Source organism: Stieleria mannarensis, from assembly GCF_014154935.1.
GTDB lineage: Bacteria > Planctomycetota > Planctomycetia > Pirellulales > Pirellulaceae > Stieleria > Stieleria mannarensis.
Genome location: NZ_JACEHH010000021.1, coordinates 152,054 through 163,993 on the forward strand (window position 1 = coordinate 152,054; position 11,940 = coordinate 163,993).

Genomic DNA, 11,940 nt, shown 5'->3' on the forward strand with positions numbered 1-11,940 from the left:
GGGGATACGCCCCTGACGAGCCCACAAAAGCGGTGCCGTGTTCACACCCACGGTGGTTCACCGACCCAGTGGTCGCGACGATCGAACTTTGTTCTTCTAAACAGACAGAAAATCGTATCCAGGAGCGTCCACCAAGGACGCCCCGGTTGTTGCTTCAGTACGCCCGCCAGAGGAGGCAAAAAACAGTGCCGCTGGCGAGGGTGCGTAGTTGTTGCGAAAAGTCGCGTCGCTTGCAATTGCTGATTGAAAAAAATCAGCAAGATCCGCACCAACTTTCCAGATTCTCAGTTCCAGACGCTCAAGCTGCTGATGGGACTTGAACCCATGACCTCTTCCTTACCAAGGAAGTGCTCTACCACTGAGCTACAGCAGCGACGCTCAGAGCGGGTGAAGGGAATCGAACCCTCGTATTCAGCTTGGAAGGCTGCTGCACTACCATTGTGCTACACCCGCTTGATCATGCTCTTCACACGCATCGCAAATTCGGGCCTCTCGATTTGCGACCTCTTCTTCATGGGGGCTATTGGATTCGAACCAATGTAGGCGTAGCCAGCGGATTTACAGTCCGCCCCCTTTAACCACTCGGGCAAACCCCCTTCGTTACTTGTCGATCTTTATTTAAATCTTGCTGTCGGTCTCGTCGTGCAATTGAATCGGTAAATTCTTGATCGGATCGTTAATTCGTCAGGAAGTGTGCCTTGTTCGGCCGTCGCTGGCAAGGCGGCTAGCCGGCCGGCCCGTGCGGTTTCACAGCCCAAACCGTTTCGAACTCTTGGCCCGCGGCGATGCCACCCGGTGGCGGAAGCCACGCCAGAGCCAGCGGAGGGATTCGAACCCACGACCGGCTGATTACAAATCAGCTGCTCTGCCAACTGAGCTACGCTGGCGAATCGCTCGCCCAATCGCCAGGCTCATCGTCCCGGCACTGTCCTGCCCTCGCGGGCGCTGCAACGCAGCACCGTTGGAGAGAGGGCAGAGTTTAGCAATCGATCGTCCTGGGGCAAGCCGGATTTGGGTTCTGTCGACCGCAAACCACCAGATCGCCGCCGGAACGTTCCAACCGCCGGCCTCTGTGACAGCCGGATGAACGCTCGGGTTCGCCGCGTGAAGCACTGTTTCGGCGTTCCCGACGGCCGATCATGAGGCAATTCGGGTTTTCAGCAACCGAATTCGATCACATCGCGGTCGGCCGCCAAACGGACCGGGATTTTTCGCCGCTGGAGCACCTCGCTGACTTCCCGGAGCATCACTTCGGGCTGCGGATCGACCGGATTGACGTGGGTCAGGACCAGCTGTTTCGGCGCCGACGCGGCCGCAATCCTCGCCACACGGCTGCTATGGGTGTGCCCCGTTTTGGTCGCCCACTGAGCCATGGCATCCGGAAAATAGCACTCGTGCATCATCAGGTCCGCCCCACCATTCCAGCGAATCGCCTCGCCACCGTCATCGCCCGTCGTGTCGGTCAAATACAACAACCGCGTGCCGTCCGCCCAGCGGAATCGATAGCCGACCGACGCCCCGGGGTGTTGCTGGTGACGCCAATCGATCGTGCAGTCGCCGATCGTAAATTGCGGCAAATCGTCGATTTCACGGAATTCCGCTTCGATCTGGACGGGGAACAACAGTCGCGAAAACAAGTGCTGTTGGATCGCCGCCAGTTTCTCCTTTTCGCCCCAAATCCGCAGCCGATCGACGGGGCGTTGATGCAGCACGTCCAGCAAAAACGTCAGCCCGGCGACGTGATCCAGGTGGGCGTGGCTGAGCAAGATGTCCAGCGTCGGCGTCTGGATCAGCTCCGCCAACCGAAACAGCCCCGTCCCGGCGTCGAGCACGACCCCGCTTTCCGGCAAGAAATAACAGCTCGTGTGTCGATCCTCGTTGGGGTGATACCCGGCCGTTCCGAGGCAATGCAGTTGCATGGTCGACGTTGCTGGCGAGCGAAATGAGCGGTGAAGGCTGACCTGAAGCGATAATTGTAGTACACGCGAGCGGATCGTTGTACGACGCCCTTTCTAGGTCGTCGCCGCGGACGCTGCTCGCGACGGCCCGGAAGGGAGCGTCGTCCACCAAGGTGGATGGCTCCTCACACCCGACGCGTCAGTTCGTACAGCAGGATCGCGGCGGCCACCGAGACGTTCAGGCTGTCGACCAACTGGCCGCACCCCGAGGCGGTGGCCATGGGGATGGTCACCCGATGCGTCGCCGCTCGCTGCACCTCGGTCGGCAACCCCTGGGCCTCGTTGCCCATCACCAAAACCATCGGATCCGCATTCCGCGTTACCTGATCGATGGAGACGGCATCGGATGCCAGCGTCGACGCCAAACTGACGACCCCGTGACTTGCCAGTGCCCGCAGATCGTCGGCCGGTTGCTTCAACGCCAGCCAACGCATGCCTAGAACCGCCCCCATGCTGACCCGCATCGCCCGCCGGGAAAACGGGTCGACCGACCGGAGATCGATCAGGATCTGGCGGATCCCCAGCGCCGCAGCCGTACGCACCATCGAGCCCAAGTTTTCCATGTCCGTCGTGTGGATCAGCGCCAGCGATACCGGATCGTCGCGAAAGTCGGCGATCGTACCGAGCGGTTTGCGATCGGCACTGGCGAGAAACCCGCGATGGAAATCAAACCCGGACAGCTGGCGCATCTGATCGCGTGACAGCACGAACACGGGCGTGGGGGCGGGCAGTCCGCCCAGCACGCTGAGGTCGCGGCCGTCTTCGACCACCACCGCTCGCAGCGGAAAATCACTGGCGATCAATCGCTGTGTGATCAATTGCCCCTCGACGACGAAATGTGACGAGTCGATCACGCGTCCGGTCGGGCGATGCCTCAGGTTTCGAAAGCCTGAAAGACGCGGATCGTCGATCGAATCGATCGTGACACATTCGATGGGGCCGCGGTCGGTCACGGAGTCACCGTCAACCGCTGCATCTTCGCCGGCCTGCCTTCGCTGGTCACCCAGACACGCCCCTGGTCATCGACGGCGATCGCTTCGACTTGCTTCAACCTCGGCAATTCGACGATGCCCGGCATTTGTCGCAATCGCGTCTCCAGCGGTACGCGCTTGGAGTGGGGAAAGCGATAGGCCTGCAGGTAGTTGGCAATCCAGAGGTCTCCCGTTTTGGCGCACAGATCCATGCCGGTCGCAAGTGGGATCGCAAGGGTTTGAACTCGCTTGGCTTCCACCTGGATGACCGAGACGTCCGCCTCGGACGATTCGCTCGCGTCGCCGCGTTTCGGCAGTGGGACCTCGAACATCGTTGCCATCAGCGGTGATTTGGCCAACAACAAGACCCGCCGCCGTGGAACGTCGACCGCCACAGCTTCACAATTGTGCGGCCCGCCCGGATAGCGCACGGCCAGGTGCTGGAACGATGCGACCAGGGTTCTCGCGCGGGGGCTGGGCTCATCGAAAATGTACAACGAAACCGATTGACGCCGGGAGTCGTTGTCGCCCACATCGGCCACCAACAGTCGTGGCCCGTCGTCGTCGAAGGACGCCATGTCTTCCCAGTCATGGGCCTTGACCCCACGTAGCGCCATCCGACCGCAAGGGCGGCCGTTGACGTAAAAGGCGTACAGCCTGGCTTTGTCGCCGGAATCATTGTGCGACCAAACGCATTGGGGGTCGACGCCGGAAAATGCCAGTCCGCTGCTTTCGGTCAGCGTCGGGGAGGCGAGTTCCAGAGCCGTCTGCCCCGCCAACACCGACTTGTTCTTTGGTTCCCAAGCCCGGGCGTCGGTCGCAGCGGCCGCTGCGACGGCGACCAACAACACCGGTAACAGGGTTCCCTTGCAGATCGTCACCGAGAAACGTTGGTTGAATCCGATTGCTCTCATTGCCGCGCCCCGACTGGCATCTAATGCGTTCCCGCCCGTTGCGAAGAAACTTCCGTTGTGTGTGATGTGGCTAGGGTGTCTTCAGTTGCGACATCACCTGGCTGACGATCTTTTGGATCACTTGATTGGACACGCCGGGTGTCGGTGCGTCGACGAACTCCTTCAGCAAATCATCGATCTGTCGCTGGGCTGCGGCAATCGCGTCGCGCTGTCGCTCGGAAATCGGGACGCGTCCCGGGCCGAGGTCCCAGCCTCGTGATCGCGCACCGGCACGAAAGCCTTCGGGGAATTCGCCGATCGAGAGCATGGCGTCAAACAGCGGCAGCAACTGGTACTGCAATTTCATCGCTTGTTCGATGTCCCCGGCGACGACGCTGCGGTGGATCGCACGGGTCAGTTCGGGGACGACGCCGCTGGTCGCGTTGGTTCCGCCGTTGGCGCCGGCGACCAGCATCGGCACCAACGCCGCATCCCAGCCGGTGAGAAAACAAAAGTCGTCGCGGAGGGGACGGATCTGCGAAATCATCCGCATCATGTTCGGCAGGTCGCCCGAGCTGTCTTTGATGCCGACCACACGTGGGCATTCCGACGCCAGCCGCACAACGGTTTCGACGGAAATCGGCGAGGCGAACAGGGGGATGTTGTACAGCGTGACGTCGACCGAGACGGCGTCGGCGATTTCACGGAAATACGCGTACACGCCTTGGTCGGACAGCCGGTAATAAAACGGAGCAACGATCGCGACCGCTCGCACCCCCATCGCGCCGTACGCGTCACACGCCGCAATCGTCTCCTTGGCATTGGCTTCGGCCGCGCCGGCCAACACAGGCACCCGGCCGGCGGTCTGGTCCACCACGACCTCGACGATCCGGCGGCGTTCTTCGGCGGTAAACCGGATGAATTCCCCCGTGCTGCCGTTGGGGTACAAGCCGTCGACGCCTTTTTCGATCAACCAATCCACGTACCGACGCAGCGTGTCTTCGTCCACACGACCGTCACGATCGACAGGCGTGATGTTGGGGGTCAGGATTCCGGAGATCGGTTTGGACATCAAAAAAGTCGAATTCGAGGGGCAAAGCTGACGGATCGAGATGGTTTCGGAAAGAATAGTTCAACGCTAGCCGAGGGTGAACGCATCTCAGGACGGCAAATTGATTGTTTTTGTCGCCCTCACGCCAAAATCTCTCGCACCACACGCGCCGGTTCGACACCGGTCAGCCGTTGATCGAGCCCTTGGAATTTCACGCTCAATCGGGTGTGGTCGAACCCCAACTGGTTCAAGATCGTCGCGTGCAAATCGCGGACATGCACGCGATCACGGGTGACGTTGAAGCCAAAATCGTCGCTCTCCCCGAGTGTCGCCCCGGGCCGCATCCCGCCGCCGGCCATCCACATCGTGAACGCGTTGGGATGGTGGTCGCGGCCGTCGTTGCCCCCGCCTTGGACCATCGGCGTGCGCCCGAATTCGCCGCCCCAAATCACCAGCGTCTCGTCCAACATCCCACGCCGCTTCAAATCTTGGACCAGCGCCGCACAGGCCTGGTCGGTGTCTCGGCAATTGGTCTTCAACCCGCCGACCAGGTTGCCGTGTTGGTCCCACGCTTCATGAAACAATTGCACGAATCGGACGCCCCGCTCGACCAACCGCCGCGCCAACAAACAGTTCTTGGCGAACGAAGGTTTGTCGGGGTCGGCACCGTACAGGTCCAGCGTTTTCTGCGTCTCGGATCGAATGTCCATCAACTCCGGCGCCGACGCCTGCATCCGGTACGCCATTTCAAACGAATTGATCCGCGTCGCGATTTCGGGATCTCCCGTGACCGACAAATGTTGCTCGTTGAGCTGCGTGATCGCGTCGAGTGCGTCACGCTGGGCCCGCGAGTCCACGCCCGGCGGGTTGGACAGGTACAACACCGGATCGCCGACGCTGCGGAGCTGGACACCGGAGTACACCGTCGGCAAAAATCCGCTGCCCCAGTTGCTGTTGCCGCCGCTGGGGCCTTTGCTGCCGCTGCTAAACACAACGAACCCCGGCAAGTCTTTCGACTCGCTGCCCAAACCGTACAGCGTCCATGATCCCAGGCTGGGTTTGCCGAACAGTTGCGATCCGGTGTTCATCATGATTTGCGCCGGCGCGTGATTGAACGCGTCGGTCGTCATCGATTTGACGATCGTCAAGTCATCGGCGATTTTGGCCGTGTGCGGCAGGATCTCGCTAATTTCCGCACCGCACTGGCCGTGACGGGCGAATTTGAATTTCGGCCCCAGCAGTTTTGAATTCGGATCGATGAATGCCGCACGATAACCCTCCAGCAATTCCGCCGGCGGCAACGTGCCATCGAACTTGGCCAATTGGGGCTTGTAATCGAACAGTTCCAAATGGCTGGGCGCGCCGGCCATGAACAGAAAGATCACGTTCTTGACTTTGGCCGGAAAGTGCGGGGCGCGCACTGCCAGCGGATCCGCGGTCGATTTTGCCATCGACGGGTCGGCCATCATCTGGGTCGCGGCGATCGCTCCCAGGCCGACGCCGCAATCGCGCAAGAACCAGCGGCGTGATCGATTCAGAGGGGTCATGATCTATTCTCGAGTGATCGTTTCATCCAAGTTCAATAACACGCGGCAAACGAGCGACCATGCCGCCAATTCGTCCGCGTCCAAATCGCCGACCTCCAGTAACGCCCCGGACGATAAAATCTCGTCGGCCGACAGCGATTGGTTTTCCAGCCGAGTCCGTTGGCTTTGCAGATAGTCCGTCAACACGCCCCGCTCGTCCGCACTCGGATCACGTCCGACACAGCGCTGGAATGCGAATCGGATTCGAGCGCCGTCACCCGTCTCGGGAGTTTCGCGAATCGTCTTGGCGGCAAGCGCGATCGCGCACTCCAAAAACATCGGCTCGTTGAGCGACGTCAGGGCCTGCATCGGCGTGTTGGACAGACTGCGACGCACACAGGACAGATTTCCCGGCACGGCGTCAAAGTTTTCCAACATCGGGTAGGGGACGCTGCGAAACCGGAACGTGTAAAGCGCGCGTCGATAACGCTGGGCGTCTTCGGCGACCTCCCAAACCTTCGGCCCATAGCTGACCGGCGGCTTGAACAGAAACTCCGGTGCCGGAGGATACACACTCGGCCCGCCGACGCTGCGGTTGAGCAAGCCGCTGGCCGCCAACGTGATGTCGCGCACCGTTTCGGCGGGGACTCGGAAACGAGCTCCACGGGCCAGCAGTCGGTTGTAGGGGTCACGCTCTGCAAGCTCAGGCGTCAAACGCGACGATTGTCGATAGGTCGCCGAGCTGACGATCAGGCGATGCAGATGCTTCAGGCTCCAACCGTTCTCGATCAATTCCACGGCCAGATAGTCCATCAGTTCGGGATGCGACGGCGGCGCACTTTGCGTCCCCAGGTCGTCGCTGGTTTCGACCAAGCCGACGCCGAAGTAGCCCTGCCAGATCCGATTGACGATCGAGCGTGCCGTCGTCGGTGATTCCTCCGACGCCAGCCAACGCGCGAACTGCAATCGCGGCGGGGCGTCGTCATTTTCCAACGCGTGCAAAAACGCCGGCACGTGCGGGGTGACCGGTTCCACCGGGCTGAGGAAATCTCCCCGGGCCAGCAGCGACGTCGTTCGCGGGTCTTCGCGGCGGGCCAGTGTCAATTGTGTCGTCCCACGCGGATGCGACTTCCAGGCTTGATCGATCGCTTCGTTGTGCGGCTCCGCTTCGGGCACCGTCGTGCGCCAATGCGAAAACACCGTGGCTTCCTGGTCGGGCGACCATTGCGCAGGCGGACGCCTCACGATTGCATCGACCGCACTGGGCAGCGGATCGAACTCGGGGATCGCGTCGCCGGTCAGCGACACGCGAAACCGTCCGATGTTGAACGTCTGGTTGTCGTCGCTGTTCCAGCCGCCGTGACGCTGGGCCAGATGAACGGTGACGATCGCGTGTTGCCCCTCAGGAATCTCGATCGGCGATTCGAACTCGAACCACGCCGTTTGAGAGATGTTGCTCTGGGGCGTGTCGACTTCGTTGGTCCACGCGGTCGTTTCGTCGCCGTCGATGGCAAAGTCGATTCCGCCGGTGACGCGTTTTGAATTCTTTTTGTTGCCGTAGCGTGGTCTTAATTCTGCGACCGGAGGCGACCGATCGGCCAGGGCGCGGCTGAATTTCATCCGTGTCGCTTGATCGGGACTGTCCGACAACGCGACCTCCGCCGTCAACTCGCTGAGCGCCCACGTGCCGTCGACGCTTCGTCCCGGTCCGCTCCGCGGCAGATTGGGGTGCGTCAGCAATTCTAACTGCAACCCCGTCAAGCGATTTCCGTGATAGGTTCCGGTGCCCTGTGGTTTAAAGTTCGTCGGTGCATAGCTCTGGCACAGATAGGATCGATCACCTTGGGGCAGAAACTTCGATCCACCCAGTGTCCGATCCAAGAACGACAACTCGATCGGTGTCCAGTCTGGCTGGCTGCGCCCCGACACCTCGCCGGCCCAGCCGTGCATGCGCTCACGCCAGTCGGGGATCGCGGCTTTGATCAAACGTTCCTCTCGGGCGACTTGCTGCAGCACGTGATCGCGGCGATTCTGTTCGCTGTCGGTATAGACCGGGATGATCGCGTCGTGGGTGTTGTTGAGAAACGCGAACATGCCGTAGTATTCGTGTTGCTCGATCGGGTCGTACTTGTGTGTGTGGCATTGGGCGCACTGGATCGTCAGCCCCAGGATGGATTTGCCGATCGCGTCCATGCGGTCGAACATCGCTTCCATGCGGAACTGTTCGGGATCGGCGCCGCCTTCTTCGTTGACCATCGAATTGCGCAAAAATCCGGTGGCGACGTGATCCGATTGAGTCGCACCGGGCAGCAAGTCGCCGGCGATTTGCCGGACCAGGAAATCGTCGTAGGGTCGATCGTGGTTGAAGGAATCGACGACCCAGTCGCGATAAAACCAAGCCTGGCGGGGTTTGTCTTTTTCATAGCCGTCCGAATCGGCATAGCGCGCCGCGTCCAACCACATCCGCGCCCAGTGTTCCCCGTAGTGGCTGGATTGCAGCAGCACGCCGACCAGATCCTGGTACGCCGCTTCGCCATCATTTTGCAGCCGCTTGATCCACGCGGTGACGAATGCCGGTTCCGGCGGCAGCCCCGTCAGGTCCAACGCCAGACGACGGATCAACGTGCGGTGGCCGGCGGCCGGGGAAGGCGAAAGCCCCTCCGAATCCAGTTCCCTCGCGACGAATGCGTCGATCGGGTTCTTCACCCAAGCCGACTGCTCGAAGGGCGGGATCTCCGGTCGCGACGGCGCGACGAACGCCCAATGCGTTTCAAATTCGGCCCCCTGGTCGATCCAGCGTTTCAAGATGGCGATCTGTGACGCGTCGAGTTGCTTGCCCGAATCGGGCGGCGGCATTCTCAACTCGGGATCTGATTCCACCAACCGGGCATACAGCTCACTGGACGATGCGTCGCCCGATTCGATCACCGCTGCGGCCGATTCGGGATCGTCCAACCGCAGGTCGGCGGCGCGGGATTCTTCATCCGGTCCGTGGCAGGCGAAACAGGCGTCCGAAAGGATCGGGCGGACTTGGCTGGCAAAATCGATGCTTTCCGAATCGGTCTCGGCCAGGGCCGGTCCGAACGCGGCAAGCCAGACCGCCAGGGCGGCGAATCGTCGAATCATGGGCGGGGGCGTGGGGAGGAGGGAGGAAGGGAATGCATTGTAACAGGCCAGGCACGTGCGGCGAGGTGCAAACCATCTCATGCCAGCCCGTCGCGTCAGCAAGGGGCACGGCGTCGGTAACGGGGGAGGCCGGCCGCTCACGCGTCCCGCTGGCAAACCGGTGACGGATTGAGCAGATTTGCCCGGTCGGGGATACTCCGCGTTCACGCGAATCCCCCTTCACGGAACCGCCCCATGCGAATCGTTCTCTGTTACCCCGTCGGCCAGAAACACATCGACCAGATTCAAGCCGCCGCGCCGGACTATGAAGTGGTCAATGCCGGCCAGGAACGCATCGACGAATTGCTGCCGACGGCGGAGATCTTCATCGGGCACGCCAAAGTTCCCGTCAACTGGGACCGCGTGCTCGATGCCGGAAAGTTGCGTTGGATTCAATCCTCCGCGGCCGGGCTGGACCACTGTCTGGTGCCTGGGGTGATCGAAAACGACGCCATCGTTGTCAGCAGCGCGTCGGGGTTGTTTGCCCCCCAGGTCGCCGAGCAAACGTTTTCGCTGCTGTTCGGCGTGATCCGCCGCGCCCCGTTGTTCTTTCGCGCCGAAGCACGCCGAGAATTCATCCGCTTGCCCACCGATGACCTGCGTGGCAAAACGGTCGGGATCGTCGGCCTGGGCGGCAACGGTCGCTTTTTGGCCCGCGTGCTGGCGCCTTGGGACGTGCGTCTGATTGCCACCGATTACTACCCGGTGGATTGCCCACCGGAGGTCTCTCAGTTGTGGCCGGCCGACCAACTCGATCGGCTGTTGGCCGAAAGCGACGTGGTGGTCCTGACGCTGCCACTGAACTCGGGCACCAAGGGCGTGTTCGATGCCGAGCGGTTTGCGAAAATGAAACGTGGTTCGTACTTGATCAACGTTGCCCGCGGCTCGGTGGTTCAGGAACAGGCCTTGTGCGACGCGTTGGCCAGCGGTCATTTGGCCGGCGCAGGATTGGACGTGACGGAGGTGGAACCGTTGCCGCCCGAGAGCAAGCTGTGGGACGACCCCAAGGTCATGATCTCGCCACATGTCGGAGCCCAGTCGCATCGCCGCGTCGACGACTCGACGGCTTTGGCGGCCATCAATCTGAAACGCTACCAGGCGGGAGAACCGGTTTACAACCGCGTCGACAAACGGCTCGGGTTTCCCCATCCCTCGGCGGTCTACCGTGGGCAATCATGAGCAGCAGCAATCGAACCGCCGTCCCCTGCGACGCGGCCATCTATCGCGACGATCACCCGGTCGGACCGATGCGGTTGCCGATCAAGGAACCGGCTTCCTTTGTCGAAGAATTCAATCGGTTGTATCGCCGGGCGGGCATCGTCATCGAGCGGTTTGAGCGTTCAGCTGCCAGTTGTAATCCAGATAAGAAAGGCTGACCGCGTTGTCCATCGCCGCACGCCGCGCGGTCTCATCGGGCAACCACACGGCGACGCGTTTGAGAACCTGCGATGGGTCGTCACCGAAATCTTCGGCGAACCATTTCAAGATCGCCGACAGATAAAAACGTTTTCCGGCGACGTCGTGGCGAAAGTTCTGACGCCGAGAGAAAAAGTCTTTCGCATTCGCCGTCAATTGCTCGTCCACCCGCTCCGGCACATAGGCCTCGTTTAATAGTCGCGGGCAACCGATCGACGCACAAACGATCGCGAAATGGATCCGCGGTTCCCCCATTTTTCGCAACACCTGGTGCTCGATTTCGTCCAGCGAGAACGGTTTGTGTCCGACGTGCAGTTTCAAGTCGTGCCAGATGTGGTATCCCCACAACCGCGGGGTGTGATTGCGAATACTGGTGGTCGGGTATTCGCGCAAGATGCCTTTGATGGTCAGCGCGTTGTAGGCATTGATCCAGAACGCCAGCCGGTGTGATTGTGTGGTTTCGTTGTCGGCCGCGATGGATGCGGTCGAAAGTGTTTGCAGGTAATCGTCAAGCAACGCCTGATCTTCACCGCTCCCATGCCAGCCTTTGTAGTCCACCCTGCCATCGGAATCGACGTAGTTGCCTAGCAAGTTGTTCCAAGCCGAATGATCGATCGTGTGCATCGGCACCAGGCGGGCTTTGGCCTGGCCGACGTAGACCGGTGTTCCCGCGCTGGCGGTCTGGATGGAGACGATGCCCGGAATCGATCCAGCGGCGAGCATCAACGCAACGGTGACGACAAAACGATTCATCGGCAAAGGATTCTGTTTCGGGACCGTTTGATTGTAAAGGGATGCTCGATCGATCAGCTACAGTGGCCAATGACCGCCCGCCGACAGGTTCCGCCAGCAGTGGAATAAGGGCATCACATTGGCGGACGAGAAATTCCGACACACATTCCTCATGTCTCCAGGCTCCGATTAGGTCTACGCTGATCGAGGAGGATCCGCCTCTGTGAA

General features: G+C 61.0%; 9 protein-coding genes and 4 tRNA genes. 2 read left to right on the top strand and 11 right to left on the bottom strand.

What is annotated here, in order from left to right:
* Positions 1 to 301: 301 nt before the first annotated feature.
* The 10 genes from H1B37_RS15830 to H1B37_RS15875 all read right to left on the bottom strand — a co-directional run bounded on the left by H1B37_RS15830 (position 302) and on the right by H1B37_RS15875 (position 9,525).
* Positions 302 to 373: transfer RNA gene (locus H1B37_RS15830), tRNA-Thr, on the bottom strand.
* 9 nt (positions 374 to 382) lie between these two features.
* Positions 383 to 453, bottom strand: a tRNA-Gly gene (locus tag H1B37_RS15835).
* A 61-nt stretch (positions 454 to 514) separates the two neighbouring features.
* Positions 515 to 596, bottom strand: a tRNA-Tyr gene (locus tag H1B37_RS15840).
* 218 nt (positions 597 to 814) lie between these two features.
* Positions 815 to 887, bottom strand: a tRNA-Thr gene (locus H1B37_RS15845).
* A 270-nt stretch (positions 888 to 1,157) separates the two neighbouring features.
* Positions 1,158 to 1,919 (bottom strand): MBL fold metallo-hydrolase, encoded by a 762-nt coding sequence (locus H1B37_RS15850; protein ID WP_182867626.1) that lies wholly within the window; start codon positions 1,917 to 1,919, stop codon positions 1,158 to 1,160.
* A 164-nt stretch (positions 1,920 to 2,083) separates the two neighbouring features.
* Positions 2,084 to 2,911, bottom strand: coding sequence for a TrmH family RNA methyltransferase (locus tag H1B37_RS15855; RefSeq protein WP_182867627.1), 828 nt, complete (start codon positions 2,909 to 2,911; stop codon positions 2,084 to 2,086).
* Positions 2,908 to 3,843 carry a hypothetical protein gene (locus tag H1B37_RS15860; RefSeq protein WP_182867628.1) on the bottom strand — a complete coding sequence of 312 codons (936 nt, stop codon included), beginning with the start codon at positions 3,841 to 3,843 and terminating at the stop codon, positions 2,908 to 2,910. The genes H1B37_RS15855 and H1B37_RS15860 overlap by 4 nt, the downstream gene beginning before the upstream one ends.
* A gap of 70 nt (positions 3,844 to 3,913) precedes the next feature.
* A complete protein-coding gene (locus tag H1B37_RS15865) occupies positions 3,914 to 4,894 on the bottom strand; it encodes a dihydrodipicolinate synthase family protein (RefSeq protein WP_182867629.1) in 981 nt (326 codons plus the stop codon).
* Between the two features lie 119 nt (positions 4,895 to 5,013).
* Entirely contained in the window at positions 5,014 to 6,420 is a 1,407-nt protein-coding gene (locus H1B37_RS15870; protein WP_182867630.1) for a DUF1501 domain-containing protein, read from the bottom strand.
* 3 nt (positions 6,421 to 6,423) lie between these two features.
* Positions 6,424 to 9,525 (bottom strand): PSD1 and planctomycete cytochrome C domain-containing protein, encoded by a 3,102-nt coding sequence (locus H1B37_RS15875; RefSeq protein ID WP_182867631.1) that lies wholly within the window; start codon positions 9,523 to 9,525, stop codon positions 6,424 to 6,426.
* Between the two features lie 234 nt (positions 9,526 to 9,759).
* On the opposite strand from H1B37_RS15875, the gene H1B37_RS15880 reads away from it, so the two are divergent.
* Together H1B37_RS15880 and H1B37_RS15885 are read left to right on the top strand one after the other, a co-directional pair.
* Positions 9,760 to 10,743, top strand: coding sequence for a D-2-hydroxyacid dehydrogenase (locus tag H1B37_RS15880; protein WP_182867632.1), 984 nt, complete (start codon positions 9,760 to 9,762; stop codon positions 10,741 to 10,743).
* The gene (locus H1B37_RS15885; protein ID WP_182867633.1) at positions 10,740 to 10,940 is read left to right on the top strand and encodes a hypothetical protein; all 201 of its coding nucleotides are present in this window, start codon (positions 10,740 to 10,742) and stop codon (positions 10,938 to 10,940) included. The genes H1B37_RS15880 and H1B37_RS15885 overlap by 4 nt, the downstream gene beginning before the upstream one ends.
* Here H1B37_RS15885 and H1B37_RS15890 read toward each other — a convergent pair.
* The gene (locus H1B37_RS15890; RefSeq protein WP_182867634.1) at positions 10,885 to 11,733 is read right to left on the bottom strand and encodes a DUF547 domain-containing protein; all 849 of its coding nucleotides are present in this window, start codon (positions 11,731 to 11,733) and stop codon (positions 10,885 to 10,887) included. The genes H1B37_RS15885 and H1B37_RS15890 overlap by 56 nt on opposite strands.
* Positions 11,734 to 11,940 lie beyond the last annotated feature (207 nt).

Bases quoted from the DNA above. Each gene is read 5' to 3' on its own strand.
- H1B37_RS15850 (WP_182867626.1), bottom strand. From the start codon at position 1,919: ATGCAACTGCATTGCCTCGGAACGGCCGGGTATCACCCCAACGAGGAT.
- H1B37_RS15860 (WP_182867628.1), bottom strand. From the start codon at position 3,843: ATGAGAGCAATCGGATTCAACCAACGTTTCTCGGTGACGATCTGCAAG.
- H1B37_RS15865 (WP_182867629.1), bottom strand. From the start codon at position 4,894: ATGTCCAAACCGATCTCCGGAATCCTGACCCCCAACATCACGCCTGTC.
- H1B37_RS15870 (WP_182867630.1), bottom strand. From the start codon at position 6,420: ATGACCCCTCTGAATCGATCACGCCGCTGGTTCTTGCGCGATTGCGGC.
- H1B37_RS15875 (WP_182867631.1), bottom strand. From the start codon at position 9,525: ATGATTCGACGATTCGCCGCCCTGGCGGTCTGGCTTGCCGCGTTCGGA.
- H1B37_RS15880 (WP_182867632.1), top strand. From the start codon at position 9,760: ATGCGAATCGTTCTCTGTTACCCCGTCGGCCAGAAACACATCGACCAG.
- H1B37_RS15885 (WP_182867633.1), top strand. From the start codon at position 10,740: ATGAGCAGCAGCAATCGAACCGCCGTCCCCTGCGACGCGGCCATCTAT.
- H1B37_RS15890 (WP_182867634.1), bottom strand. From the start codon at position 11,733: ATGAATCGTTTTGTCGTCACCGTTGCGTTGATGCTCGCCGCTGGATCG.